General features: G+C 36.5%; 24 protein-coding genes and 1 tRNA gene. 5 read left to right on the top strand and 20 right to left on the bottom strand.

The genetic code is table 11. The annotated features are described in order from the left end of the window. Positions 1 to 132: 132 nt before the first annotated feature. Together groL and groES are read right to left on the bottom strand one after the other, a co-directional pair. Entirely contained in the window at positions 133 to 1,758 is a 1,626-nt protein-coding gene (gene groL, locus IGL30_RS02110) for a chaperonin GroEL (protein WP_010738435.1), read from the bottom strand. 39 nt (positions 1,759 to 1,797) lie between these two features. Further along, positions 1,798 to 2,082: a co-chaperone GroES gene (gene groES, locus IGL30_RS02105; protein WP_010738436.1), complete on the bottom strand. Its 285-nt coding sequence runs from the start codon at positions 2,080 to 2,082 to the stop codon at positions 1,798 to 1,800. A 238-nt stretch (positions 2,083 to 2,320) separates the two neighbouring features. Here groES and IGL30_RS02100 point away from each other — a divergent pair, with 238 nt between their 5' ends. After that, positions 2,321 to 2,992 (top strand): CPBP family intramembrane glutamic endopeptidase, encoded by a 672-nt coding sequence (locus tag IGL30_RS02100; RefSeq protein ID WP_010738437.1) that lies wholly within the window; start codon positions 2,321 to 2,323, stop codon positions 2,990 to 2,992. Positions 2,993 to 3,921: 929 nt separating this feature from the next. Further along, positions 3,922 to 4,530 carry a BacL2 family protein gene (gene bacL2 / locus IGL30_RS02095; protein WP_034699527.1) on the top strand — a complete coding sequence of 203 codons (609 nt, stop codon included), beginning with the start codon at positions 3,922 to 3,924 and terminating at the stop codon, positions 4,528 to 4,530. Between the two features lie 504 nt (positions 4,531 to 5,034). Here the strand turns inward: bacL2 and IGL30_RS02090 are convergent. From IGL30_RS02090 to IGL30_RS02050, 9 genes are all read right to left on the bottom strand, one after another. After that, complete coding sequence (locus IGL30_RS02090) at positions 5,035 to 5,514, bottom strand: hypothetical protein (RefSeq protein ID WP_123875060.1); 480 nt, start codon at positions 5,512 to 5,514, stop codon at positions 5,035 to 5,037. A gap of 240 nt (positions 5,515 to 5,754) precedes the next feature. Then, complete coding sequence (locus tag IGL30_RS02085; RefSeq protein ID WP_123875061.1) at positions 5,755 to 6,564, bottom strand: MBL fold metallo-hydrolase; 810 nt, start codon at positions 6,562 to 6,564, stop codon at positions 5,755 to 5,757. A 50-nt stretch (positions 6,565 to 6,614) separates the two neighbouring features. Further along, positions 6,615 to 7,487, bottom strand: a complete 873-nt coding sequence (locus tag IGL30_RS02080) for a two-component system regulatory protein YycI (protein ID WP_010720050.1) — start codon at positions 7,485 to 7,487, stop codon at positions 6,615 to 6,617. After that, positions 7,488 to 8,801 carry a YycH family regulatory protein gene (locus tag IGL30_RS02075; protein WP_088745030.1) on the bottom strand — a complete coding sequence of 438 codons (1,314 nt, stop codon included), beginning with the start codon at positions 8,799 to 8,801 and terminating at the stop codon, positions 7,488 to 7,490. Then, a complete protein-coding gene (gene walK, locus IGL30_RS02070; RefSeq protein WP_010738440.1) occupies positions 8,798 to 10,633 on the bottom strand; it encodes a cell wall metabolism sensor histidine kinase WalK in 1,836 nt (611 codons plus the stop codon). Before walK ends, IGL30_RS02075 begins: the two co-directional genes overlap by 4 nt. A gap of 3 nt (positions 10,634 to 10,636) precedes the next feature. Continuing rightward, on the bottom strand, positions 10,637 to 11,341 hold the full coding sequence (gene yycF / locus IGL30_RS02065) for a response regulator YycF (RefSeq protein ID WP_010720053.1): 705 nt from the start codon (positions 11,339 to 11,341) through the stop codon (positions 10,637 to 10,639). A 243-nt stretch (positions 11,342 to 11,584) separates the two neighbouring features. After that, positions 11,585 to 12,274 (bottom strand): hypothetical protein, encoded by a 690-nt coding sequence (locus IGL30_RS02060; protein WP_088745031.1) that lies wholly within the window; start codon positions 12,272 to 12,274, stop codon positions 11,585 to 11,587. A gap of 433 nt (positions 12,275 to 12,707) precedes the next feature. Continuing rightward, on the bottom strand, positions 12,708 to 13,565 hold the full coding sequence (locus IGL30_RS02055; protein ID WP_010738442.1) for a DegV family protein: 858 nt from the start codon (positions 13,563 to 13,565) through the stop codon (positions 12,708 to 12,710). Beyond that, on the bottom strand, positions 13,555 to 14,121 hold the full coding sequence (locus IGL30_RS02050) for a DUF1836 domain-containing protein (RefSeq protein ID WP_010720056.1): 567 nt from the start codon (positions 14,119 to 14,121) through the stop codon (positions 13,555 to 13,557). Before IGL30_RS02050 ends, IGL30_RS02055 begins: the two co-directional genes overlap by 11 nt. Positions 14,122 to 14,435: 314 nt before the next feature. On the opposite strand from IGL30_RS02050, the gene IGL30_RS02045 reads away from it, so the two are divergent. The 3 genes from IGL30_RS02045 to IGL30_RS02035 all read left to right on the top strand — a co-directional run bounded on the left by IGL30_RS02045 (position 14,436) and on the right by IGL30_RS02035 (position 16,708). Beyond that, complete coding sequence (locus tag IGL30_RS02045; protein ID WP_123875062.1) at positions 14,436 to 15,380, top strand: tocopherol cyclase family protein; 945 nt, start codon at positions 14,436 to 14,438, stop codon at positions 15,378 to 15,380. A 248-nt stretch (positions 15,381 to 15,628) separates the two neighbouring features. Continuing rightward, positions 15,629 to 15,701, top strand: a tRNA-Lys gene (locus tag IGL30_RS02040). A 419-nt stretch (positions 15,702 to 16,120) separates the two neighbouring features. After that, entirely contained in the window at positions 16,121 to 16,708 is a 588-nt protein-coding gene (locus IGL30_RS02035) for an SOS response-associated peptidase (RefSeq protein WP_088745391.1), read from the top strand. 776 nt (positions 16,709 to 17,484) lie between these two features. Here IGL30_RS02035 and IGL30_RS02030 read toward each other — a convergent pair. The 9 genes from IGL30_RS02030 to IGL30_RS01990 form a co-directional block, all read right to left on the bottom strand. Beyond that, on the bottom strand, positions 17,485 to 18,285 hold the full coding sequence (locus IGL30_RS02030) for a polysaccharide deacetylase family protein (RefSeq protein WP_283397853.1): 801 nt from the start codon (positions 18,283 to 18,285) through the stop codon (positions 17,485 to 17,487). A 273-nt stretch (positions 18,286 to 18,558) separates the two neighbouring features. Further along, positions 18,559 to 18,684, bottom strand: coding sequence for a hypothetical protein (locus tag IGL30_RS02025; protein WP_263765722.1), 126 nt, complete (start codon positions 18,682 to 18,684; stop codon positions 18,559 to 18,561). Continuing rightward, positions 18,681 to 18,884, bottom strand: a complete 204-nt coding sequence (locus IGL30_RS02020; protein ID WP_088745394.1) for a hypothetical protein — start codon at positions 18,882 to 18,884, stop codon at positions 18,681 to 18,683. Before IGL30_RS02020 ends, IGL30_RS02025 begins: the two co-directional genes overlap by 4 nt. Before the next feature lie 916 nt (positions 18,885 to 19,800). Continuing rightward, a complete protein-coding gene (locus IGL30_RS02015) occupies positions 19,801 to 21,528 on the bottom strand; it encodes an ABC transporter permease/substrate binding protein (RefSeq protein WP_010720060.1) in 1,728 nt (575 codons plus the stop codon). Next, positions 21,521 to 22,714 carry a quaternary amine ABC transporter ATP-binding protein gene (locus tag IGL30_RS02010; protein ID WP_010720061.1) on the bottom strand — a complete coding sequence of 398 codons (1,194 nt, stop codon included), beginning with the start codon at positions 22,712 to 22,714 and terminating at the stop codon, positions 21,521 to 21,523. The genes IGL30_RS02015 and IGL30_RS02010 overlap by 8 nt, the downstream gene beginning before the upstream one ends. Positions 22,715 to 22,914: 200 nt before the next feature. Further along, positions 22,915 to 23,547 (bottom strand): GntR family transcriptional regulator, encoded by a 633-nt coding sequence (locus IGL30_RS02005; protein WP_010720062.1) that lies wholly within the window; start codon positions 23,545 to 23,547, stop codon positions 22,915 to 22,917. Between the two features lie 192 nt (positions 23,548 to 23,739). Further along, positions 23,740 to 23,862, bottom strand: coding sequence for a hypothetical protein (locus IGL30_RS02000; protein ID WP_053765766.1), 123 nt, complete (start codon positions 23,860 to 23,862; stop codon positions 23,740 to 23,742). Next, positions 23,863 to 25,998 carry a ferrous iron transport protein B gene (feoB, locus tag IGL30_RS01995; protein WP_088745395.1) on the bottom strand — a complete coding sequence of 712 codons (2,136 nt, stop codon included), beginning with the start codon at positions 25,996 to 25,998 and terminating at the stop codon, positions 23,863 to 23,865. A 3-nt stretch (positions 25,999 to 26,001) separates the two neighbouring features. Continuing rightward, a complete protein-coding gene (locus IGL30_RS01990; protein ID WP_034699516.1) occupies positions 26,002 to 26,502 on the bottom strand; it encodes a FeoA family protein in 501 nt (166 codons plus the stop codon). Between the last annotated feature and the right edge of the window lie 402 nt (positions 26,503 to 26,904).

Here is a 26,904-nt window from a genome sequence, read left to right as displayed (position 1 = left end):
CAACTATCCACATCGAATGGTTGATTAACTAAAAATCCTTTAATAGTTTTGCCCCTTTTTTGCTCCTTTTATTCAAAACAAGACAAAAAAAGAAGAAAGAATCCTTTAAAAATAAGGATTCTTTCTTAATTACTACATCATACCGCCCATCATTGATGGATCCATTGCTGGCGCTGCAGGTGCTGCTGGTTCTGGTTTGTCAGCAACTACTGCTTCAGTTGTTAATAATAGAGCTGAAACAGATGCAGCATTTTGTAATGCTGAACGAGTAACTTTGGTTGGATCAACAATCCCTGCTTCAACCATATTTACCCATTCGCCTGTTGCAGCATTGAAACCTGTTCCTAATTCAACATTTTTCAATTTATCAACGATGACTGAACCTTCATATCCCGCATTTTCTGCGATTTGACGAATTGGTTCTTCTAAGGCACGAACAACGATTTTCACACCTGTTGCAACGTCCCCTTGAGCTTCAACTGCTGAAACTTTGTTGATGACATTCACTAATGCTGTACCACCACCTGAAACCATACCTTCTTCAACGGCTGCACGAGTTGCATTCAACGCATCTTCAATTCGTAATTTCAATTCTTTTAACTCTGTTTCAGTTGCTGCACCAACTTTGACCACTGCAACCCCACCAGCAAGTTTTGCTAAGCGTTCTTGTAATTTTTCACGGTCAAAATCTGATGTTGTTTCAGCAATTTGGTTTTTGATCAATTGAACACGTGCTTCAATGGCTGTTTTATCGCCAGAGCCTTCAACGATTGTTGTGTTATCTTTGTCTACCACAACTTTTGAAGCATTTCCTAGGTTTTCGATTGTTGCATCTTTCAATTCTAATCCTAAGTCGTCTGTAATCACTGTTCCGCCTGTTAGGATAGCGATATCTTCAAGCATTGCTTTACGACGATCACCGAAACCAGGTGCTTTCACTGCAACAACGTTAAATGTCCCACGGATTTTGTTCAAGACTAATGTTGGTAAAGCTTCTCCATCCACATCGTCAGCGATGATCAATAGCGGACGAGATTGTTGTAAGATTTGTTCTAATAAAGGTAAGATGTCTTGGATATTAGAAATTTTCTTATCTGTGATCAAAATGTATGGATTTTCTAAAACAGCTTCCATTTTGTCATTGTCAGTCACCATGTATTGTGACAAGTAACCACGATCAAATTGCATCCCTTCTACAACATCTAATTCGGTTTCGATTCCTTTTGATTCTTCAATAGTAATAACGCCGTCATTGCCGACTTTTTCCATTGCATCGGCAATCAAATGTCCCACTTTTTCTGAACCAGAAGAAACAGCTGCAACTTGAGCAATTGCTTCTTTAGAATCTACGACTGTTGAAATATTGTGTAATTCTTCAACTGCTGCTTTTGTTGCCAATTCAATTCCACGACGAATACCTAAAGGATTTGCTCCAGCTGTTACGTTTTTTAATCCTTCACGAACAATTGCTTGGGTTAACACAGTAGCGGTTGTTGTTCCGTCACCTGCGATATCATTGGTTTTTGATGCCACTTCAGAAACTAATTTTGCACCCATGTTTTCAAAGTGATCTTCCAATTCGATTTCTTTTGCAATTGTTACGCCATCATTAGTAATCAATGGTGAACCGTATGATTTTTCTAATACAACATTACGACCTTTTGGACCTAATGTTACTTTTACTGTATCAGCTAATTTATCAACTCCACGTAGCATTGCTGCGCGTGCATCTTCTGCAAATTTCAATTCTTTTGCCATGTCTATTCACCTCATCAAATTTTTTTCGTACTTTTTTATTTATTCAACGATCGCCATGATATCTTTTCCTGCAACGATCAAATATTCTTTTCCTTCAAATTTTACTTCTGTACCGGCATATTTTTCAAACATCACTTGGTCGCCCGCTTTTACAGCAGCAGGAACTTTTTCTCCGTTTTCCAATAAACGGCCTTCACCGACTGCAACAACTGTTCCTGTTTGTGGTTTTTCTTTAGCGGATGAAGCTAAAACAATTCCTCCAACAGTTGTTTCTTCTTCTTTTGCGACTTCGATAATGACGCGATCACCTAATGGTTTTAACACGATAAATCCCTCCGATAACTCTTTTTTTGGATTCGTTAGCACTCTTACACATCGAGTGCTAACCTACATTTTTAATAATACTCATACTTTGATTTTTTTGCAAGCTTTTTAAATGAAAGTACACTAATTTTATCCGTAACCGTTAGAAGTCCCTTAGTAATAGCCTCTAAATTGATCTATGTTATAATTAATTTCTATTCTTGCAGTCTACTTCTGCCTATCTTTAAGGAGGTATTTTATGTCATTAAAAAAATATAGTTTCGCTAGTATCTTTTGCTATGGACTCATTTTTCTTTCCCCATTGATCCTTTCCTCTATCGGAATCGTCCATACTGTTACTGACGTGATTACAGCAACGACGATTGCCTATATCCTAGGAGCGATTGTTTTAGCTTTCTTTTATTTCAAGCAAAATGAACCACTACCACTAGAAGCAGCCATTCCTAGTGCTTCGACACCAAAAATCATCTTATATGGGTTTGTTGGGATTTTCATTGCTTTGATCTTACAGGCGCTTGCAGTAACGTTGGAAACTCTTTTATTTGGTAACAGCGCTCCTTCTGAGAATACGCAAAATATTATTCAAATGATTCTTGAAGCTCCAGCCTTTTTAATAGCTACCACAGTTGCTGGTCCAGTCATGGAAGAATTCGTCTTTCGCCGCAGTATCTTAGGTATCGTTGGCAAATATACAAACTTTTGGATCGGGGCAATCGTTAGTTCCTTATTGTTTGCTTTTGCCCATAACGATGGTCACTTACTGATCTACTTTTTCTTAGGTTTTTTCTTTAGTCTCCAATACAAAGCAACGGGAAGAATCTGGACCTCGATGATCACACATGTGGGAATGAATACATTGGTGGTAGTGGTGCAGATCGCCGTACAAAAGGGCTGGATCGCTGCTTCATGAGCTCCACCTAACACCAATCTAAAGCCTGTCCTTATACTATCTACTGACCAGCAAATCTTAGTCGCTGGTCTTTTTTTGTGTTCTTTCCGATCCCGGCTCATTCTCTTAACAAATTTTCCCTTCATAGTCATGAAAAAGATCGATTTATTTAGAGCTATTCATTATGTTTTATCCGCTAGCTACTAGCAGTCTCCATTTATCGTGACACTCGCCATTTCCTCTGTTAACCTTCTCAAAATACTTTGATGGTCTTCTCTAATAGCATCCTTATTTTAAATACGACAGAAAATAGCAGTCATTGCCATTTGGATTATTTTCAGATCCTATTAAAATCATGTTCATCTAAATCTAACTATAAACATTGAATTAGATTGGTTCATAGAAAAAATTTAACCACATCGACATCGTCTTATGGGCGCCCACAAGAGTTATCAACTTTGCACTAAACCAACTCGTTCCCCTTCTCTTCCAACTAAAGTGTCTTTGCTTTCGTTTTACAAAAATACGCAGTATGAGAGAAAAACAGCCTAACAAAAATGCGATTAAAAAACACTTTATTTATAAATAAGATAAATACAAAAGTGATTTTAAAACAATTAATATTGTTTTGTTTTTGTTATTAAATGAGGAACTTGCTAATTCATTACATACTTTAATTAATTTTATCAATCATTACTACTTACGAATGCACCATCACTTAGAAAAATCATTTAAAGAAAGACATCTCCTTTATATCAGACTGACTGCTGTCATTCACGATTTTATAAAGAATAAAACAAAAATAAAATTTTTTGTTAAAAAAACACTGTTTTTATTATATATCTATCAGACTATCATTTATTTAACTTTTACAAAAAGTTATTTTATATGTCACAAAATAACATTTTTAGGAACGTATCTTTCAAAAAATAAAGGTAGTGTGTTGCGAAATGAATATCTGGCAAATGATTGATGACTTATTGAAGAAATATTATCTGACGAATGATAAAGATATCTTAGATTTAATCATTTTAGATTTAGACCCTTATATAAAATCTTGTGCGCATCGTTTTGTATTTAAAGCACAATCTAACGGAGTATTTATTCCTTTTGAAGACTTCTACAGTAACCTTTGTTTAGCAATTTGGGAAGGCATTGAAGATTTCAAGAGTATCTCAGGCTCCACGTTTAAAAATGTTACGTTGCGAAGGATTTATATTGCTGAAAAGAAGACTTGGAAACAATATAAAAAATCCGGAAGTAAGGTCTTCAATAAAGATGGGATTACTTATGACGTGACAAGATGGGAAAACATCGAATCGCTACATCATTCTAAAAATTGCACAGTTAAAAGTGCCGAACGTTCGATCGAGGAAAAACTTCTAATAGAAAATTTTAAAAAACAGGACTTTTTTAGAGGTACCTTCATCGAACTGCTTTATCACGGTTATTCTTGTAAAGAAATTTGTCTCCTTTTAGGAATCAGTAAGACTTACGATGCAAAAACCAGAAAAAAATGTCAACGAATCAAAGAATCATTCTTGAAATATATTGCCTAATCACTACGTTTTTCTTTCCCTATTCATCTACTTTGAAAAATAGCAAAGCATTTCAATGGTATGTCTATCGTCAATGTGGATCACATCTGATTATGTTTCCAACTTTGAGTAGTATCGTTATCTCGCATAGAGAGTGCAAAACAGCGAAACATTTGATATGTTCTAATCATTTTTCTAAAAATTTTAGCTGGTTTCAACTTTTTGATTATGTAAAAGTAAGTGATACACCTATTAGGCGTAATAAAAATTTTCAATCTTTTCACTAATACAATAATAATGGGAAGCTAGTTTCACTTTGTATCTGTCTGTTTTGAGCAATGTCCCTCTTGCCTAGTCTTCTCTATTATATTTTTCATTTACGGTCTAACTATACTTGATCTTTGAATAGCTGTTTTAGCATTTGTCAAAAAATGCCGAATGGACTGGGACAAAACTTGTCTCAATCTCCTTCGGCTAATTTTTTCGGAAAGGATCCTGTTAATCACAACTATTTTTCCTTATTTATTATTGACCATTCAGCACTTGTTTTAAACTAGTTTGGATCAACTGAGTATCTGCTGGATTGTCCAATTCCAATTGGCTAGCTTTGGTGTTTGCGGCAGCAGACGGTGTTTGAACAGATTGTTTCACCTTAGGATCTGTTAACGAGTTGATATCTTCAGATTGTTCTTGCCACGCCTGCTTGATTAAACGATAGTATTCATCTGTTTTCTCGCTTTCATTAGCAATCGTTTCAGTAGTAGTTGAAGAATCCTTTATTTCTTGCACATTTGAATCCTCTGCAGGATTATTTCCCGTCGATTCTACATTACTAATAGGTTGATTCTCTTTTTCCTTGGTAGTACTATTTTGTGAATTTTCTGTAGAAGTCTTGGTGATCTGCGTGGAAGTCTGATCTGTGCTGGAAGAGGTACAATCAACTCCTGAGTTTGAACATCCCGCCAAAAATAACAACCCCAAAATAATAAAATAACTATTTTCCATAAAAAAACTCTATTAAACAAACATTTATATTTAATTAAATATAATAAAAAATCACTATCAATAACCAATGAACAATATATCTTATCTAAAATTTAAACTATTATAGCCTTATTGAAAGTACACCCCGTTGTTAATAAAACGTAACTGAATGAGACAAAAATCCTCTCTGCTTTAAATGAACAAAAAAAACACTCAAAACAAGTTGTTTGAGCGTTTTTTGGGTTATATAGTTGACTACGGCTAAATCGAAAATAACTCCGTTGCTTCTGAGGGATCGGTATCATAAATATCAAATTCATAACCGACACCTAGATCTTTTTCTTTTAGGACATTCTCCATCGTCAAGTGAGCTAGTTCTTTTAGATTGTTTTCTTTACTCAAGTGACCAAGGTAGATACGTTTGGTACGATCACCAATAACATCTGTCATGACTAAGGCGCCATCTTCATTGGATAAGTGCCCCCGATCACCTAAGATCCGTTGCTTTAAATTCCAAGGATAAGGTCCCATCCGCAACATCTCTAAATCATGGTTACTTTCCATCAAATAGCCATCTGCATTTTTGATGATTCCTCGCATATGATCACTGCAATAACCTGTATCAGTTAACATCACAAATGAACGGTTTTCTTTATGGAAACGATAAAATTGCGGAGCTGCAGCATCGTGAGAAACGCCAAAGCTTTCAATATCTAGATCCCCACATGTTTGCACCTTCCCCATTTCAAACAAATGCTTTTGTTCAATAGGAACATTCCCAATTAATGGAGACATTGCTTCCCATGTTTTTTCATTGGCAAACACATCTAAATGATATTTCCTTGCAAGTACCCCTACCCCATGAATATGATCTCGATGTTCGTGAGTGACTAAAATCCCGTCTAATTGGTCAGGTGTCCGATCAATTTGAGCCAACAAAGAAGTAATTTTTTTCCCGCTGAGACCAGCATCTACCAAGAGCCTTTTTTTATCACTTTCGATATAAAGTGAATTTCCAGAGCTTCCACTGGCTAGGATACTGATTTTAAAAGCTGGTTTTTCTTCAGCCATTTGACTACTTCCCTTCTTACTTTGTAAACTTTTTTCATTATACTACTTTTTTAATGATCTTCCACCTTTGGAATCGTATTATTTGTTACAATCGTATTACTAAATGCATTGACCGACTCTACTTGGATCGATTTATCAGGCGTTTCTATCGCCACATACCAGACTGGAACATACACATTCTTTTCTCGCACTTTCAAAATACAAGAGTAAGCAAGCTGCCTCCAAAGGATTTTTGAACCTCGAGAAATCTTATTATTTACATACAATGTTTTGATTGCATCTTCTTCTGTGTGTAATTCTGTTTTTTCCCGTAATTGTTCAATATCGGATAAATGTGTCTGCGTGTACTTCGTGACAGCATAACTTTTATCTTGTTTATTCAGTGAAAACACAATTTTAGCTGTGTCATCATAAAAAGGTAGACCATCATATTTCTGACTCGCTTGTACTTCGGGCGTTGCGCTGTCTAGATCAGAAAAATTCTTCATATAAACATAATCGCTACCAAATAGTACATTGTTTTTTTTGTTTAAAAAGCTATTCACTGAACTTCCCATTTTATCAGGATCAAAAATACTATTTTCTGATTCTGTCTCAGATAAAGTTTTTGTTAAGACATTGTCATTGAAAACAATCCCACTACTCAACAGTCCTTTTTTACTTGTCCCATGACGTTGACTGTCCAGTTCCTTACTAAGGTCCGTTTCCTCCGCACTTAAATAATACCCTTGTCTACTTTCTGAAGAGATTTTACCAGTATAAGAAATGTCATCACTAGAAAGTCGTTGTTGAATGGATTCGGTTTGTCCTGATCGGATCACATTATTTTCTTGGCTGATCGTTTCTTGATAACTTCTAAATAAAAAAACATTTAACCCTAAAAAAGCAACGAAAAAAATCCATTCAATTTTTTTGAAATCCATTTAATTCGCCTCCGTTTCAGGTAATCGTCCAAGCAAATCATTGACAGCATACCATTGACCTTGGTATTTTACATACCACTCAGGTAATAAATCGACGACTCGATTCGTTTCCTTGATATTTTGCCACGTGTAGCCAACAATCAACGACTCGATTTTTTCTTTGTCTGCCCCTTTATCCAAAAGACTCTGGATGACTTTTTCTGTTTGTGGCAATTCAACTTCTTCATCAGATGGAATCGGTACTTGGATCGTATTCAAGCTGGTTTGGATCTTCACTTGTGAATCTACTTGATCCGCTCCAATTTCAATCTCAACTTCTCCTTTACTGTCTGAACCAAATACAGGAAATCCTTCTACAAATATTCGATAATCGATCTGATTGTTCTCTCGATCAAAATAACGCATATTTCCTAATGAATTGCCTAATTTACTAATATATGGAAAACTTTGTGAGAAAATATTCGCTGTGACGTTGTCTTGTCCGATTTCTCCCCGAAAATCAACGATTTGTGTTTCTGAATGAATCCTCATCGTCTCATTTCCATCATAAAAAAGCAGTTCATTGCTCTCATTATTTGTTTTGACCTCATCTGGTTTTTGGAAAAAGGCATTTCTAAACAAAGTATATGGTTGTTGTGACAGGATATAACTATATTTTTTTAATTTGATTTTATCTTTCGTTTCATATTGTGTCTCAACAATCGAAGGCGTTTTTTCCATCTCTGTCCACGTACTATTGGTTGCCTTTAATTCTTTTTCCAACTCTTTCCAATCAACTGAAAGATTCGATTCGTAAATGGAATCCGTCTCAAAATCAAGGAATCGCACTTTGTTCTCATTTTTATCAAACTGGATACGCATAAAGTAAATAGAATCTGTCCGATTAGGAAGCGCTGAAAAATCCAAACTTAGATGAAAGGCTTCTTTATACTCACTAAGTAGCAGCGGCGCATTATAAGTAAGCTCAATGCCTTCTTGAATAGTTTTTAGCTTGTCAAATTTCTCTTTATCGCCATTGACGATTTCTGTTACTCTGCCAAATCGAGCGCCCTCGATGACTGTTTGGAGGCGAGAAACAAGATTTTCACTATTTGTTTCCTTTATTTGTCCTGAATGCAACCAAGTCACATGTAATGGAAGAAAAACTTCAGATGCTTTTCGGTAGTTTTGTGAATCGATCATCTGTGAATTGGATTCGTCAAAATTAACCGAGGTTTTACCTGCTGGACTTAGCCAAATGGCATATGAGAGGTAGATACTTAAAGCAATCATTAGGAGTAATCCTATTCGAATAACTTTTTCAGAAATTTTCATTCCCACCATTCCTCCTCATATGGTTCATATGGCAACGAGATATAGAAGGTCGATCCTTTTCCTTCTTTACTCTCTGCCCAGATTGCGCCACGGTGGGCTTTGACTACTTCTCTAGAGATAGCCAATCCTAACCCCGTTCCACCTTGGGCTCTCGCACGCGCTTTATCCACGCGGTAAAATCGTTCAAATACCCGATTCAAATCTTTTTTAGGAATCCCAAGTCCTTGGTCAGTAATACTTAAAATCACATTATTGTGTGTTTCCAACAAACGACATGTGATCATTCCACCGTCTGGAGAATATTTGATCGCATTATTCATAATATTATCAATCACTTGGATTACTTTATCGGTATCAATCTCTACCCAAAGATCTCTTTGGGTAAATTCCCGTTTAATCGTATAGTTCTTTTCTTGGTTACCCACCATCATATCAAAGCGGTCAAGAACAAAATTGACTAATTCATTAAAATTGACGTACTCTAACTGTAATTGTGTATTTCCTGTATCCATTCGCGAAAGATTCAACAGGTCATTGATCATGCGGATCATTCGATCTGTTTCATCTAACGTTACTTTTAGGAAATTAGGAGCAACTTCTTCATCTTTCCAAGCTCCCTCACTTAAAGCTTCAATATAACTACGCATACTTGTCAACGGTGTGCGAAGTTCATGAGACACGTTCGAGACAAATTCACGACGTTCTCTTTCTGTTTTTTCTTGTTCTGTTACATCATGCAATACGGCTACCAATCCACTAATAAAACCTGATTCTCTGCGGATCATGGAGAAATCTACTCGTAAAATCATTTGGTCGCTTTCCATTAATCCAGTTGAACGATCAAGTACCATTTCATTTGGGTCTTCTAGCAGTTTACGTAATGTATATTCTTCTTCAATATCTAACAAAGTCAAAATCGACTGACCGATTGCATCTTCATTTTTGACATCCAATAAAGAAACAGCCATATCGTTGATCGTAATGACTTTACCTCTTCGATCGGTCGCAATGACACCATCTGTCATATGTGACAGGACGCTATCTAACCGATTCCTTTCCGCTTCCATCGTGTCTTGAGCTTCTTCGATTCTTTCAGCCAGCTGGTTGAATGTATCCGCCAGTTGCCCTAATTCATCTTGTCCATGGACTTTAACTTTACGACTATAATCTCCCCGAGCAATCCTAATCGCTTGCTCTCGCATCTCGCCAATTGGCTGAGTGATCGACCGTGCGACTAAGACTGATACGACCATGGAGATCAGGGCTGCGATTAACGAAGCTGTGAAGAATATAATCGCAGTATTATTGATTTCAGAATATTTTTGCTCAATATTACTTTTGACGTAAAGAGCCCCGATAACGGCATCGCCGGTCGGGGACAGGATCGGTTGAATATTGATATTCACTCGCTTATCGTCACTATCTAATGCGACATACCTTTTTGTTGTGAAATCATTGATATCTACATAATCGTTTTTCTTACCGATTGAGCTTTGATCACTAACATCCGTTGTCCCACGTATAATCCCTTTTTCATCAATAACTCGAATCTCCAAAATGTCACTCGAGGCATTGTTTTCAATGAATCGTTTGATATTGGCATTGACTTCTTCAATGTCTGCGTTGTCTTTACGATTTAATTCGGGACTGATCGTGGTCGCTAAAGATTCAACTGTTTGATTCATATCTTTGATAAATGTATTGATTGTTGAACGCTCTAACCCTCGGATAAAGTAGGCACCAATAATCTCAATCGAAATCAGTAAGATCAAAATAAACGTGATCGCAATTTTGAAATTGACTGATCGAAAAAAGCGCACTTTTCCTTTCATCAATTACTCCTGTTCCTGGTTACGTAAATAGTAACCAACACCTCGCCGTGTCACTAAATAATTAGGATGACTTGGATTATCTTCAATTTTTTCGCGTAGACGTCTCACGGTTACATCTACAGTTCGCACATCACCAAAGTAATCATAGCCCCACACGGTTTGCAGCAAATGCTCTCGTGTCATCACTTGTCCGATGTGTTTTGCTAAGTAAAAAAGCAATTCAAATTCACGATGCGTTAATTCAATTGTTTCGCCTCGTTTCGTTACCATATAAGCATCCGGATGAATCGTCAGGTCACCAATCACGAGTTCAGAAGGGGCAATTTCTTCTACTTCTTTGGTAGCAGTTGCGCCACGACGAAGATTGGCTTTCACTCGAGCCACTAGTTCACGATTAGAAAAAGGCTTTGTCACGTAATCATCAGCACCTAATTCCAGTCCTAATACCTTATCGATTTCAGAATCTTTTGCAGTCACCATAATGATCGGCATGTCGTAGGTTTTCCGTACTTCACGCGCGACTTCTAAGCCATCCATTTTTGGTAACATCAAATCTAGCAAGATCAAATCAGGTTCCACCTCAGTGACTTTTTCTAAGGCTTCTTCCCCGTCATATGCAGTATAAACATCATAGCCTTCCTTGGCTAAATTGAATTTGACGATATCCGAAATCGGCTTTTCGTCATCGACAACTAAAATCTTTTTCATTAAAGAGCCACCTCTTTTTTATTATTGTCATACTCTCCCATTATAACGTATTTTCCAAGATGTTTCATCTTTGTAAAAAAAGCCTTACAGAAAACATACACTTCTCACTTGAATCCTCATTTTGTTTATCCTTTATTTGTTTTTGGTGGCAAAAAATAAACGAATCAAAAAATAGCATTTTTTTCGATTCGTTTTACTGATTGATAGGGCTATTTTATTTTTTATAGAAAACGACGGTATTCATCAGTTATCTACAACTTGTACCGCAATTAATTCTTTGACATCTTCAGGATTGCCAGTCGGGATCGAAACAATCGTTGCTTGATCAAGGATTTCTTGTTCCTGCTTTTTCACTGCTGCTTGATCTCTTGGATTACCTTGAAAATGACTCGGAACAGGATAACAAGTGATCGTACCGTTATGATTGCTTGAATAAACAACTAAACTTTGATAACCATATTCTCCTGAAAGAGTGGCCGTTTCAGTTGGAAAAGTCAAACTCGTGCTATCATAAGGATTGACTGCTGCTCCAGCAGCTGAATGTGACACATGAAGTTTAAAATTCCCACTGGCTAAATCGGTTTTGTAATGTGTACCCATAACTGCTAACCAGACACGGGCATATTCAATTTGGTCGTTTGTATAGCCACTTAGCGGATCGGGAGTGACCATTGTTTCGGTGGTGCTGCTGATTGTCGTTGATGCGCTCGTTGTTTCATTTTGCGTAGTATTCGTATTTTTCGCGACAGACTGGGAGTTAGTCGTAGTAGATTGGGTTTGTGATGATGCTTGTTTGGCTGAACTTGAAGAGTTAGTCATTGTTTGAGTTTCACTGGATGAAGCAGCCTTTGATTCTTCTGCTTTATTTCCTTTTGTGCCACAACCAACAAGAAGAAAAGCTGAAATAACCATTACAAATCCTACTTTTTTCATTTATACCACCTCTTTTTATTAATAGTTCGTATTATAACATTTTACGCTGCCAAATACATCGCTACTTAAGCTATATAATATTTATCTTTTTTTGTTTAAGTTGTAAAATGTTGATTTTTATCTTTCCTATCGCTCAGAGTCATTCTTAGCTAAACGATCAAAAAGAGACTAAGGCAAAACTTGCCTCAGTCTCTCCTAGTATCTCTAAAAACGAATAAACGGTGAGACAAAAGCAGCATCTTCGGAAATAAGCCGAAATTAACCACTAATTTGGGAAGTGCCAAGTAGATAACAATTAACAGCAACACTAGTATTTATACTTCTTTTCAATTTTCGAAAATCCCTTCTTATTTCTCGATGCTAAACACTTTTATTTCAACCTCTTCTTTGCTATTTTAAGCTGTTTGACTTTGTTGAATAGCTATTTTTCTGATTACTTTTCTAATACTTGAACCCCGACACCTAACAAACCAGGACCTGTATGAACAACAAGTGCAGGGGATATTTGACCAAAATAGATTTGTTGCGCTTGTGGAAATTCTTCCTTCAATCTCGCCATCATCTCAGTTGCTTCTTCTTTGGCATCTCCATGCGCAACGGCTAAGTTAAAGACTTTAGCTGTTCCAACTCGTTCTTTCACATAGGAAACAGTTCGATCTAGACTTTTTTTACGTCCTCTTGCTTTGCCCACTGTATAGTAAATGCCTTCATCATTACAAGAAATGATTGGATTTAATTTTAAAGCCGTTCCTAATATAGAAGCAACTAACCCAATCCTTCCCCCTTTTTGTAAATATTCAAGGGTTGCCACGTTAAAGAATACTTTGGTCTGTTTGACTAATTCATTGAGTCTTTCAATCAATAATGACCATTCCATTCCTTCTTCTAACCATTTAGCTGCTTGAATTGCTGAAAAGCCTGCTCCGATCCCAATGTTCTTAGTATCTAGTACATACGCTTCCAATTCTTCTTGTTGTTGGGCAATCAACCGAACGATGTTATACGTACCACTTAATCCACTTGAGATTGTCACTGCTAAGATTTTTTCATAGCCGTCCTGTTTGATCTGTTCAAAAATTTTGGTAATTGTTTCGCCATCAGGTAAAGATGTTCCTGGAATCTCTTGAGGTAATCTTTGATAGATTTCCTCCGGAGTAATATCAACTTTATCAGTATATACTCGATCTTTATAAATAATCTTTAATGGAATCACATACATTTGATATTTTTCAATTAGCTCTTGTGGAACGTCTGTCCCAGAGTCTACTAAAATCGCCACTTTATTTTTCATTTTTTTTCTCCTCAATTAAATACTCAGTTTCTAGACTAATCGTTTTTTCTGCCAACAATTTCATCGCAAATGACAAGGTCGCCGATCGAACTGCGATATATTCTACGGGTATCTCTTGCTCCAATATCTGTGGATAGACTTCTCCTTGAGCCAATTGGCTAACCATTTTGATGGCTTTTTCTTGTTCGTGACAAAATAGATTGTAGGCTTCACGGATACCAACCGTTTTCCCTTGAAAGAGGATTCCTTCTTTAATTTCGGGAATTGTCAGGACTTGCTTCAATGATGTAATTGCAATTAAAAATGCAACATGCTCTTTGTTGTATCGTTTTTTGATGGGCGCTGGAACTAGCCCTAATTTCACATAATTATTTACCATTGAAGAGGTCAACAATGGATGTTTCTCACCTCGGATAACAGGAGAAAGATAGCGATCAACTAACGTTCTGACCTGATCCATATAAAGTTCTAAATCAGGAAGTTCATCCCACTGAGGTAAATGATAATTTTCCAGTTCTTTTCCCCATTCAATTAATTGTTGTCGCATTTTTTCCATTACTTGTTCTCCTTTGTTGTTTTCACAAACATCTTATTAGAGTTATTAAAAACATCCAATCTAGTTTTTTTAACTAGGTAATTCAATTATATTAAATTTTTCGAGAAAATAAAACAATTTTACTTGCGAATACCTAAAATAAAACAATCTTTCCCTCCTTAAACAGATACCTTGGTTCTTTGTTTGCTATTTTTTCTTACTTTTCTGATTCCTTAAGCCCTACGGATAATAACTTGCTTACTTCTAAGCTTATTTGAAACCTTCAGTCCATTCGGCATGGTACACTGAATAAGAGTGAATGGAGGGAAATAAAGATGATTCCAACAGATAAATTTTTTCAAGGAGAAAACAAAACCCACCCTTTTTTTGAAGGATGGTATTTTAAACATCAAATCGGAAATAACGTTTATGCTTTCATTCCTGGCTATTCGATTGCGGAAAATGGCGAAAAGTCTCCCTTTATACAAGTAATCAGTCATGAACATTCCGAGATTTTTTATTTTGATAGTGCGCAACTCTTTATCGAAAAAGAACATTTATTCATAAAAATTGGTGAAAATATCTTTAATGAAAAGGGTATTTCTCTTTCGTTAACCAATGACAATCTGTCGATTCATGGAACGATTGATTATGGCGATTTTACACCTATCCATCGGACCTACTATGCCCCTAGTATCATGGGCCCTTTTTCTTATTTCGCTTTTATGGAATGTTACCATGGGATATTAAGCATGAAACATTCACTACAGGGAGAATTAGTCTGGAATGATCACCCCATTGATTTTGATCAAGGGATTGGTTATGTAGAAAAAGATTGGGGCTCTTCTTTTCCTGCAACTTATGTATGGGCCCAGTGTAATCAATTTGAGACGTCCGATGCACGTTTTTTCTTTTCTGCAGCAGAAATTCCATTTCTTGGTGGACGTTTTTTGGGAATCATCGCAGTGTTGCAGATCCAGAGCGAAGAATATCGCTTTGCTACTTACTACGGAGCTAAAATTTTATCGATTGTCCAAGAAAAAGACTATTTAGTTATCACGATCAAACAACAACAGCTTAAATTAACACTGACAGTCCTGCAAAAAGACGGACATCCATTAATGGCGCCTCACAAAGGATTGATGAATCGAGTGATTCGTGAAAAAGCTAGTACAGAAATCTATGTAACGTTACAAAAAAATAATGAAACGCTTTTGGAACAAAAAGGGATCGCAGCAGGGTTTGAGGAAGTAGATCATTTGCATGGTTTTACCTACTAAAATAGGAGACCCGCCATTAAAAATGGCGGGAAGGAGTAAAAATGAAAAAGTGTTAGGGTTCGTTCTTTTGCAAGAACTTTTGTTGGTTGGTATGGTTATATCATACTGAGCATTTGTGAATAAACTATGAATGAATTTCTATAAAGACGTAAAGTTTTTTATGATTTTTTTTAAGCTAGTCTTGCATTTTAAAATCCACAGTGCTACTATTATTAAGTAATATTCAGTAAATATTTCATAAATTTATTGGGCCGTTAGCTCAGTTGGTAGAGCAGCTGACTCTTAATCAGCGGGTCGCGGGTTCGAGCCCCTCACGGCCCATTGGGTGCCAAACCCACGTCATCAGTACATTCTTGGCTACTTCGGTAGTTTCGAAAAGAGTGTACGTGATGACATTTTTTGTTTTTCGGATATATTTTTTTGATTGATCACTTAGTATTGTCCGGGGGAAAACTACGAATGAATGAACTCCGCCAAACCGTCAATTAATTAAACCACATTGCTTCCTCTAACAGATCTCTTCATCGTAACTAAATGATAGCGTTTACTTTATTAATAAAGCATTTATCGTTACAATCTAATTAAAGTTTCAATGAAACAAAGTAAGTCTAGCCCTTTTGACGTATTACCAAAGAAGTTCGTACACCTTGGGATCCTATTTAGTTGATGAGACAGCCTTTTGCCAACCATTAACTAACTATTGGATCGTTTTATCAACTAGTAATTGGAGGAAAAAAATTATGTGTGGACGTTATTTTTTTGATTTAGCATCCGATGAGCTGAAAAAATATTATGAACAAGTAAAGCCACAGGCGGAAAGTCGGCAAATCCACATTGGAAAAAATGAAATTTTTCCATCGAACCATGTAGTAACATTAGGTCTTAATCAAGAATCCGTTGTTGTGCCAGGTATCACTCGTTGGGGCTTTACCGGTTTTAAAAAAGGACAGCTAATGATCAATGCTCGAGCAGAAACTGTGGAAGAAAAAAAGACATTCTCTCACCCTTTCAAAGAGACTCGTTGTGTTTTCCCAATGTCGGGTTTTTATGAATGGGATTCTGATAAACACAAAGTAATATTCACTGACAGTCAAACGTCCGTCCTTTATGTCGGTGGTTTTTATCGAATCCATAAAAATGAAGCTGGATTTGAAACCGAATCAATCATTTTGACCACTCAACCAAGTCAATCAGTGCTTCCCATTCATGATCGCATGCCCTTAATCCTAGCAAAAGAACAGATTAAAGACTGGCTTAATGATTTAGATTTTGCAAGGAGTCAGCTGACAGCGAAGATGCCTGAGTTAATTCGGCATGACGTAGACTAGTCACAAATGAAAGTACGCTAGTCTTTTCCAAATGCTCGTCTCAAACAAAAAATCTCAAAACATGAAAAAGATGTTTTGAGATTTTTTGACTGATTACTAATCCACGACATACTAAAAAGATTTTCTCCTTGAGGACCCATTACTGAGATACTGAAATACAGTTTATTTTTCAATTGAACATTCATCACTACTGACTGACCTGGGAGATAATTTTCGCTGATCGTTAGCTGTTGATCTTTGAATTGTATCAAAATTTATTTGGATTCCCATCAACTGATTGTCCTTTGATATCAAAGTTTTGCTCTACTGATATCGGCACAATTTGACGACTGATTTCTTGGTAATCTTGATCATACAAGACAATCTTCACCTGATCAGTTTGCTTTAATGAACCCTCATAGTAATCGATTTCCCATTAGTGGGAAGATATCATGTTTTCTCAAAAATTTTTTCATAAATGATCGTTTTAGAGATCATTTTTAAATTTCCAAGTATGGAGACTGAAACAAAAGTAGCATCTTCAAAAAATTGGAGAAGAAATTTCAGGAAGTCCCTTCTTATTTCTTGATGCTAAACACTTTTGTTTCAACTTCAACTTCTACTTATCATTTAGCTTTCGATTGCTACTCTAAAAAACAGAGCGCTGTACAAATTTTCCTATTTTTTTAGTATCAAGCTGATGAATCATAAAAATTTAAATAGGCTGTTTTTGCTATAGTATCTCCTCGCCTAACACCCGTTTCCACTTACGCAAGGAACTAACTGATACTTTCCCATTATGGCACCTTTCTGTGATCATCTTTACCGTAATAGCATTCTACTGCAGTTGGATAACCAAGTAATTCTCCAACTGTTTTAAATTGATACCCTTGTCCTTTTAAATATTCAATAACTTGAGGCATCGCATTGATTGTTTCCGAATAGATATCATGAAATAACAGGATAGCCCCATTATGAACGGTATTTTGAACACGTTGTACAATCATTTCCGAATTTCTAGTTTTCCAATCTTCTGAATCAACTGACCATAAAATAATGGGGCGTTTAATTAGTTGAGCGACTCTATTTGATGTGCTCCCGTATGGTGGACGTACGAACGCAGCTGTTTTACCTGTCACCTTTTTAATTTCTTCGTCCGTTTTTTTGAGCTCACTCTCAACTGATTCCAGAGAGAGTCTCGTGAGATCTTGGTGATCATATGAGTGATTTCCGACTTCATTACCGTCCATGACTGCTTGTTTCACAACTTCAGGGTATAGCTGAATATTTTGGCCTAAAGCAAAAAACGTGCCATGTATCTGTTGGTCTTTCAAAATTTTTAAGAGTTTTGGTGTCGTTGTTCCATTTGGTCCGTCGTCAAAACTGAGTGCAATCGTTTTTTGTGCTTTAGTTTCCGTATTAGTTGTTGTAGAAGGCTTAAGCTCCTGTTCTTTCGATGTCTCTATTGTTTGTGATGAGGTAATTGTTTGTTGCGTTACGGTGGTTTTTGTCAAATGTAAAGCCCGTAGTGAAATAACTTCCACCAATAAGACACCTGTAAAAAAACAAATTCCCGCAATCAAAAATTTTTGTTTCAATATCTTTTGGTCACCTTTCTACTATTGGTTTTTATGATCGATTTCAATATACCAAACTGATTTCCTCACTTTTTCTTTTAATTTATCATCTTTTCCTTTTTATAATGAATTAACAGTTTTGACATTTTGTCTAAAAATAATTTCGTTTATGCCTTTATAAAAAAATTGGAATTTACACCATTTTTTCACTCAGAAAGTCTCCATGAACTGGAAAAAATTTTTTAAATAAAGAATCACAAAAAAAATCAAAAATGTAATTGATTCTTGTTTTTTTTATTGAAAGACTGATTTTTCAAAGTCATGTGTTGCTAAATGATACGCTTTCATTACTTGCGCTTTTAAATCATCCATATAATGCATCTTTCTGTTTTGTTTCGCTAGTGTTAAATCTTTATTCAAAGCATCTTGATATAGTATCTCGAATTCATTAGAAGAATGAATCGTCCGTGGACCATTTCAATTGATGGTAATTGGTTTGAACAAATCTTTTTCATTGATTGCGCTTGATTGTCCATTTCATTTTTTGAAGTTGTCACAACATTCGTACTTGTTAATAAATTCGTCGGTACATGATTATTTGGGATTTCTTCTGTATGCACGTATCCTTAGAAAGTATACTCATGAATATTGGGATCAATTTGTGGGAGTCTACTACCAATGGGAACTTCAAATGTTTGGTGCTAATGTTCTACCGAGGGGTGACCTATCATAGATAAACTTAATACGTTCGTACCGGTAAAAGCCTTCAGTAATAAAATACTAAATAAAAATTTAGATTTTTATGCTTTCTTAGACAATAAAATCCAGCTGGCTAGCAACATACCTGAATCAATATAGATATAAATCAGTGATGAGCCCGTATCATCTGTTTCCGACAAGACACGTTGATTATTTTTTTATAAACTAAATAATATTTTTAATTTTTAGTTACAACAGTTTTAGGCAGCTCTGTACTGATTTTTTCTTGTTCTACTGTGCTTAAATTAGTTTTTAATATGGGGATAAATTCGACCTGTAGAAATTTTTCCTGTTTATTCAGTTTTTCAATTACCCGCTTAGGTTCTGTAAGCAAGATATCCTCATTAACACTAGGAACTACCGGTATTCCATCTAGTAATACCGAGCCTATAGTCTTAAAAAAACACCTTATGGGAATTTTCTTAGTGCATATTTTATTTTCTTATCGCCAAATTTTTGTTTGTCCACTTTATTTTTCTCCTTAAATGTACATTTAGTTAAGGAAATTATAGCGAGAGATAAAGAACTTAATTATTATATTTTTTAAGAAAATCTGCTATTTTATCATAGAATAAAAATAGCAAACAATAATAGCCTCTTTTACATTCCTTTAGTACCATGGCTTATGTATTTTTCCCATCAACAGTGAGTTACATAAAAAAGTTCTGAATACTAACAAAAAATGAAGCGTTCCAAAAATAGTAAAGACTATTTTCAGAACGCTTCATTTAATTTACTAGAGTTTGATCGAACTTTTCGTGATCAGTTACCTAAACATTATTCTTTCCAGCTATCGACTGTTTTTTGATTTTCTTTGATCCAGTCTTGTGCTGCTTGTTGTGGATCTTTTCCGTTATTGATTTCTAACATGACTTTTTCCATATCTTTTTCTGACCAGTGGAAATTATCTAAGACCTTATATGCTTCTGGTTGGTCTTCTTTTAATCCTTTGCGGACGATCGTATGGATTTCTTCAGCACTTCCCATAGCTTTTTTAGGATCTTCAAGATACTTCAAATCATATTTAGCAAACATCCAATGTGGGGTCCAACCAGTAATAACGATTGGTTCTTTCTTTTTGATGGCTTGACCTAATGCCACTGTCATCGCACCTGAAGAAGAAGTTTCTACGGTCCAATCTTTTAAGTTGTCATATTGCTTGATTGTATTTTCAGCAGCATTGACGACTCCGGCACCAGGTTCAATACCGGTGATTTTCTTACCTGCTTGATTGGTTAATTCTTCAATCGAGTTGACATCCATATAGCTTGGAACAGCTAAGCCAACTTTAGCACCAGTTAAATTAGCACCTAGATCATTTATTTGGTCTTTGTACTGTGCATATTGAGAACCATGGGTTTTTGGTAACCAAGCAGCTACCATCCCATCTGATTCTCCTTTAGAAACAGATTCCCACATGATGGAATTATCTAATGGTGTGATCGACACATCATAGCCCATTCCTTTAAGTACTTCAGCAACTACATTCGTTGAAGCTACTTCAGTATCCCATTCTACATATGAAAGATTGATTTTTTTTGTTTCTTTGTTATTAGCTAAACTACCTAAGCCAATGGCACCTAAAATCACAACCACTACAGCTCCAATAATGATTCCTTGGCGTTTTTTACTTTTTTGTTTGTTCGCACCTGTCGCTTTTTTATTATTTGGTTGATTCAAATGTTGCGTAAAACGGTCAATGATGATCGCCAAGATAACTAAAGCTACCCCGTTAACAAATCCATTTCCGACTTGTGCACGTTGTAATGCTGACAAGACGCCACGACCTAATCCTGGCGCTCCGATCATTGAAGCAATCACGACCATTGAAAGTGACAACATGGTGGTTTGGTTGATCCCCGCCATGATCGTACTTTTAGCCAATGGTAATTCTAACTTGAACAGTTTTTGCCAACTGGTACTACCAAATGAATCAGATGCTTCCACCAATTCTTTTGGTACTTGGCGAATACCTAGATTTGTGAAACGAACAGTTGGTGGTAACGCAAAAATAACTGAGGCGAATACCCCTGGAACCATCCCGATCCCAAAGAATGCAACTGCTGGGATCAAGTAAACAAATCCTGGCATAGTTTGCATAAAGTCAAGGATCGGTTTGATGATACTTTGCGCTTTGCTGCTTTTTGCCATTAAGATTCCTAATGGTACACCAATAATGATGGAGATCATACTAGACAATAAGACAAGTGTCACAGTATTCATCAAATCAGACCATAACCCTTGATTGTAAATAAACCATAGACCGATCAACGTAAACAAGGTCAGTCCTGGACGTTTCTTAGAGATAAAGAATGCAACGACTGTTAATAAAAGGATGAACACTGGTGCTGGAATAACTAATAATAAATTAGTGATCCCAGACATCACTGCTTGCCCGATCGTTTGTAGAAAAGCAAATAGTCCTGCAAACGTAGTCGTAAACCATTCTGTCAATTTCTCAACCCAATCTGCTACGGGTAATTGATAGTTTAATAAATTATTCATGTTCATTCACCTCACCTGATTCTGCTAATGCTTCAATCACACTTCCTCGAATGACAACCCCTTTAAGTTTACCGTTGTCAACGACTGCTAGTGGCGTAGGTGAATCATAAATAATATTGAAGATATCACTGACAATCATGTCTTTCCCAATGACAGTGACATTTTCATCTAAGAAATCAATCAACGGCCGTTTTTGGCGTCTGGCTTCTAGCGCTTGATCAGCTGTAATGATTCCTTTTAAGTTTCGTTTTCTATCGACTGCCATCAACATACTTACTTCTTCGTTGCGCATTCGAGTCAATGCAACATTCGGACCATCTGATTCAATATTGGTAGTCAACGCTGGAACCATGATATTTTGAGCTGTTAAGACTTTGGAGCGGTCCACTTCCTCCACAAATTCTCGAACATAATCGTTAGCAGGATTCGTTAAGATTTCTTCCCCTGTGCCGATTTGCATGATTTCACCATCTTTCATCAATGCAATACGGTCACCGATTCGCAACGCTTCGTTTAGATCATGGGTGATGAAAATGATTGTTTTTTGGACATTTGATTGTAATTCGAGTAGTTCATCTTGCATTTCACGGCGAATCAACGGATCAAGAGCAGAAAAAGCTTCATCCATCAATAAAATCTCTGGATCGTTGGCTAATGCTCGAGCTAGCCCCACACGTTGTTGCATCCCACCAGATAATTGATTTGGATATTGATCTTTAAATGAAAGCAAACTTGAGTTTTCAAGTGCTTGTTCTGCTTTTTGTTGGCGTTCTTCTTTCGGAACTCCTCGAACTTCTAAACCATATTCCGTATTTTCTAAGATCGTACGATGTGGAAATAACCCAAAGTTTTGGAAAACCATATTGATCTTGTGACGACGAACTTCACGAAGTTCTTCTTTACTCAATTTTGAGATGTCTTCTCCATCGATATAGATGTTTCCTGCTGTTGGTTCGATCAAACGATTCAATAATCGAATCAAGGTTGATTTCCCACTACCGGAAAGACCCATGATAACGAATATTTCGCCTTCTTGAACATCAAAGCTAGCATCGTAAACACCGACTGTTGCGCCGGTTTTTTTCAATATATCTGTCTTCGGTTGATGATTCTTCATCATTTCTAAAGCTACTTGTGTCTTTTTACCAAATATTTTTGTTAAATTTTTTACTTCTACCTTTACCAAACAAATTTCTCCTTTTTTATGTTTATGTAAATTCATTTTACTTTCTGAAAAAAAGTGACCACACTATACTAACATCGTGTAGTCACTTTGTCAAAAAGGAGACTTTTTTGTTTGCTTCCAAAATAAAAAAAACTTGAATAAAGCCCTAGCGGTTAGGCTTATTCAAGATTAAAATTTGATGATAAAAAATAATTGAAGGACTAGTTTTCTGGATAGAAGAAATTAGTCATTCTTTGTAAGGTAAATTCGTTTCCAATGAAATGTACAGTGTCACCCGCTGTGAATTTGGCATACGGTCCAGGTGAAACGAGTAACTCTTCTTTATGGGAAATCGCAATCACTGTCGCTCCTGTTGCTTGCCAAATATTCAACTCGCTGATGGAGCGGTCAAGATGGGTCGCTTCTTTCGTCAACGTTAATTCAAATGGCAATAAAGGATTCATCTTATGTATCCGTTTCGTTTGACTGACTAATTGATCTAATAATTGTGAAAAATGATCCAATTCTTCTTGTTGCTTTTCTACACTTGCCATAATTTCGGCTTTTGTTTCTTGGATCGATTGAACATCTTGGTATTGCAATAAAAAATCTTTGGCTTTCTCTTTTGAGGCAACGAATGCCCCACTGCCATGGCGAACCTCCATGATCCCTAGATCAACTAGCACATTGATTGCTTTTCTTGTAGTTTCAGGAGAAGCATTATATGTACTTGCTAAAGTGGATCTCGCATGGATCTTCTCCCCCACCTGATAACGGTTTTCCACGATTCGTTCAGCCAGATCAACTGCGATTTGTTGGTATCTTGGACGAACAATTTTTTTCTTTCCTGCCATTTATTCTCCTCTTCCTTCTCTTTTTCAGTTACATCTTACTATGGGAAATCAAAATAAGCAAAAAATCTTAAAAAGGTTTTAAGTCTTTTCCTTGAAGAAAAATCAAAAGAAGCAGAATCAACCACAAAAAAAAACAACGAACGATGAACTGTTTTTCGATCATCACTCGTTGTTTTTATCATCTCTCATCCGTTAAACTTTCTTTACTGGGCAAGCACTTTTACAGTCATCACACGTTTTTCCTGATTTGACACGTGAAAACACGATATAACCAGCACTGCCAAAGATCAATACACTTAATAAAAAAGTCGCCATTTAATTTCCACCTTCTAATGATAACGTCAAAATTTCTTGTTTCTTCTGCTGTTTTTTCAACAAGGCGTAACCTAATCCAATCAGAACCATACCTGCTAAATAAGTCGAAAATACGATAGAGCCGCCTTCTAATAAATGAGCGAACTGATAAATCATGAAGCTTACCAAGTAAGCAAACCCACATTGATAACCAACTGCGATCAGTGTCCATTTCCTTGAATTCATTTCACGATGGATCGCACCGATTGCTGCAAAACAAGGGGCACAAAGCAGATTGAACGACAACAAGGAATAAGCAGCAGCGGAAGTATACGTACCTTGTAATGCTTGCCAAATCTCTCGACCATTTTCCGCTACTTCTTTGTGCCCAAACAAAATACCAAAAGTCCCAATGACATTTTCTTTGGCCACTAATCCAGTGATCGTAGCTACTGTTCCTTGCCAATTCCCCCATCCTAGTGGTTGGAAAAGAGGAGCCACAATCCGTCCAACACTTGCTAAGATACTTTGATCTTCTGTAACAGGTTGACCAAAAAAGTTATACGAAGAAGTAAACCAAATCAAAATACTTGAAACAAAGATGATCGTTCCTGCTTTTTTGACGAATGATTTACTGCGGTCATAGGTTTGGCGTAAAATCGTTGTTCCTTGTGGAAAATGATACGCTGGTAGTTCCATAATAAATGGTGCGGTATCGCCAGCAAATAATTTCGTCTTCTTCAACATGATCCCTGATAAAACGATGGAAGACATACCTAGAAAATAAGCAGAGGGTGCTACCCAAGAAGTATGGGGGAAAAACGCTCCTGCAATCAAAGCAATGATTGGTAATTTAGCAGAACATGGCATAAACGTTGTGACCATGATCGTCAAGCGCCGATCTTGCTCATTTTCAATGGTTCGGCTAGCCATCACCCCTGGAACGCCACAACCTGTAGCAATCAACATAGGAATAAACGATTTCCCTGACAAACCAAATTTCCGAAACAAACGATCCATCACAAAAGCGATCCGTGACATGTAGCCACAATCTTCCAAGAAACTTAAACACAAGAACAAGACGATCAGCTGAGGTAGAAAGCCCAACACTGCGCCTACCCCTGCTATGATTCCATTGAGGATCAATTGTTGCATCCACTGTGCCACTTGCCAGTTGACCAGTACCTGTTCGACGTGTTGTGGCAACCAGCTGCCAAATAACGTGTCATTGATCCAATCGGTTCCCATGGTTCCGATTGTTTGAATTGCTAAATAATAGATCAGCCACATGACAAAAGCAAAAATTGGTAAAGCGAACCAGCGATTAGTAACGATTCGATCGATTTTATCACTGATGGACAAGCGAAATGAATCCGTAGACACGACACAAAGTGCAGTAAGTTGCGTTAGCCATTCATATCGTTCATTAATAACTATTGTTTCGCTATCTTCATCAAATAGTCTCTCTGTCAGACGAATCAGCTGCTCAATTTCTTTTTCTTGTTTTGTCGTTATTGTTTGTTTTTCCCATAACTGTGGATCACGCTCAAAATATTTGATGGCAGACCAGCGTTGAAAAGGCTGATCTTTTCCTAATATCTCTTCGATTTCATGGATTGCAGCTTCTAGTCGATCGTCATAATTAGTTAGTAAGGATACCTTCTGTTCTTTTGGCTGCTTGAAGGCATCAATGATTTTCTTCGTGAGTTTATCCAACCCTTCTTTTTTCAATACACTGATAGGAACCACAGGTATGCCTAAACCATAACTTAATTTTTCGACATTGATTTTTTTGCCATTTTTTTTAATGATATCCATCATATTCAGTCCGATAATGATGGGGATGCCTAGATCTAATAATTGTGCAGTCAGATAAAGATTTCTTTCTAAATTTGTGGCATCGACAATATTGATGATCAGATCAGGACATTCGTTGGTCAAATAATCTCTCGCAATTACTTCTTCAGGTGTATAAGGTGACAGGGAATAGATTCCAGGTAAATCTTGAATCTTGATTATCGGATTCTTCTTCATTTTTCCTTCTTTTTTTTCCACCGTTACCCCTGGCCAATTCCCTACGTATTGTTTAGCACCAGTTAAGGCATTGAATAAACTACTCTTTCCACTATTAGGGTTACCAACTAAAGCTACCTTCATTTTTTACACCTCTTTTTGCACAAGGATCAACATTGCTTCTTCTTTACGAAGCGTTAACTCATACCCTCGCAAGGTAATTTCTAACGGATCTCCTAGTGGTGCTAATTTTCTTACTGTCAAAGGAACATTTTTCGTTACACCCATATCCATCAAACGCCGTTTAACAGCGCCTTTTCCATGTATCCCTACAACGATTCCTCGTTCTCCAACAGTCAGTTGATCTAATGAAGTCCAGTTATCCTTAGAAAGTTCGTTCTTTTTCACTAAAATTTGTTTAAACAACCCTCGATCGATCGCGATCCGATTATTTTTTAGCAGGACGATTCCATTACTTCCTGATCGATTGATAACAACGAGTTTACTTCCAACGATTATACCGAGATTTTGCAAATGTTTTTTGACTGCTTCACTCGTTTGCAATTTTTCAATTTGGTAAACAAGATTTAGCTTCGCTTCTTCTAAAGGGACAGTGGCATCTAAAGATAAAGTAGCATTCAAATTCATAAATCGATTTTCATCTCCTTCTTGTGAAAAACATCATGATAGTTCTTTCTATTTATTTTTCCTAGTATTTACTTCATTTATCAACATACATTGAGAATCATTCTCAATAAGAATACTCTCGTTACTTGATAAAGTCAACGAACGTTGTGATTTTATGAGCGAACTTTCATTTAACCACTTAATAAGGAGATAAAAAATCTTTTCGGGGATTTTTCCACAACCTTCACTGTACTAAAACAAGTATTTTTTCCCCTGTTACTTGTTTTCAGCTGTTTTTCAAAAACCACAAAACATAGTATTCCACAGTTTCCACAACACAAGATGTAGTGTTTGTTGTTTGACTTTTTTACTAATAGTTTTATACTATTCATTATAGATAAACAAGAGCTGTGGAGGAGGCAA

Source organism: Enterococcus sp. DIV1089c, assembly GCF_050530965.1.
Classification (GTDB): Bacteria; Bacillota; Bacilli; order Lactobacillales; family Enterococcaceae; genus Enterococcus_B; species Enterococcus_B hirae.
The sequence above is the reverse complement of the archived record's forward strand: the minus strand, read 5'-3'. Positions and strand labels throughout refer to the sequence as shown.

Coding starts and splice junctions, on each gene's coding strand:
- groL (WP_010738435.1), bottom strand. CDS start 1,758: ATGGCAAAAGAATTGAAATTTGCAGAAGATGCACGCGCAGCAATGCTA.
- IGL30_RS02100 (WP_010738437.1), top strand. CDS start 2,321: ATGTCATTAAAAAAATATAGTTTCGCTAGTATCTTTTGCTATGGACTC.
- bacL2 (WP_034699527.1), top strand. CDS start 3,922: ATGAATATCTGGCAAATGATTGATGACTTATTGAAGAAATATTATCTG.
- IGL30_RS02090 (WP_123875060.1), bottom strand. CDS start 5,514: ATGGAAAATAGTTATTTTATTATTTTGGGGTTGTTATTTTTGGCGGGA.
- IGL30_RS02085 (WP_123875061.1), bottom strand. CDS start 6,564: ATGGCTGAAGAAAAACCAGCTTTTAAAATCAGTATCCTAGCCAGTGGA.
- IGL30_RS02080 (WP_010720050.1), bottom strand. CDS start 7,487: ATGGATTTCAAAAAAATTGAATGGATTTTTTTCGTTGCTTTTTTAGGG.
- IGL30_RS02075 (WP_088745030.1), bottom strand. CDS start 8,801: ATGAAAATTTCTGAAAAAGTTATTCGAATAGGATTACTCCTAATGATT.
- walK (WP_010738440.1), bottom strand. CDS start 10,633: ATGAAAGGAAAAGTGCGCTTTTTTCGATCAGTCAATTTCAAAATTGCG.
- yycF (WP_010720053.1), bottom strand. CDS start 11,341: ATGAAAAAGATTTTAGTTGTCGATGACGAAAAGCCGATTTCGGATATC.
- IGL30_RS02060 (WP_088745031.1), bottom strand. CDS start 12,274: ATGAAAAAAGTAGGATTTGTAATGGTTATTTCAGCTTTTCTTCTTGTT.
- IGL30_RS02055 (WP_010738442.1), bottom strand. CDS start 13,565: ATGAAAAATAAAGTGGCGATTTTAGTAGACTCTGGGACAGACGTTCCA.
- IGL30_RS02050 (WP_010720056.1), bottom strand. CDS start 14,121: ATGGAAAAAATGCGACAACAATTAATTGAATGGGGAAAAGAACTGGAA.
- IGL30_RS02045 (WP_123875062.1), top strand. CDS start 14,436: ATGATTCCAACAGATAAATTTTTTCAAGGAGAAAACAAAACCCACCCT.
- IGL30_RS02035 (WP_088745391.1), top strand. CDS start 16,121: ATGTGTGGACGTTATTTTTTTGATTTAGCATCCGATGAGCTGAAAAAA.
- IGL30_RS02015 (WP_010720060.1), bottom strand. CDS start 21,528: ATGAATAATTTATTAAACTATCAATTACCCGTAGCAGATTGGGTTGAG.
- IGL30_RS02005 (WP_010720062.1), bottom strand. CDS start 23,547: ATGGCAGGAAAGAAAAAAATTGTTCGTCCAAGATACCAACAAATCGCA.
- IGL30_RS02000 (WP_053765766.1), bottom strand. CDS start 23,862: ATGGCGACTTTTTTATTAAGTGTATTGATCTTTGGCAGTGCTGGTTAT.
- feoB (WP_088745395.1), bottom strand. CDS start 25,998: ATGAAGGTAGCTTTAGTTGGTAACCCTAATAGTGGAAAGAGTAGTTTA.
- IGL30_RS01990 (WP_034699516.1), bottom strand. CDS start 26,502: ATGAATTTGAATGCTACTTTATCTTTAGATGCCACTGTCCCTTTAGAA.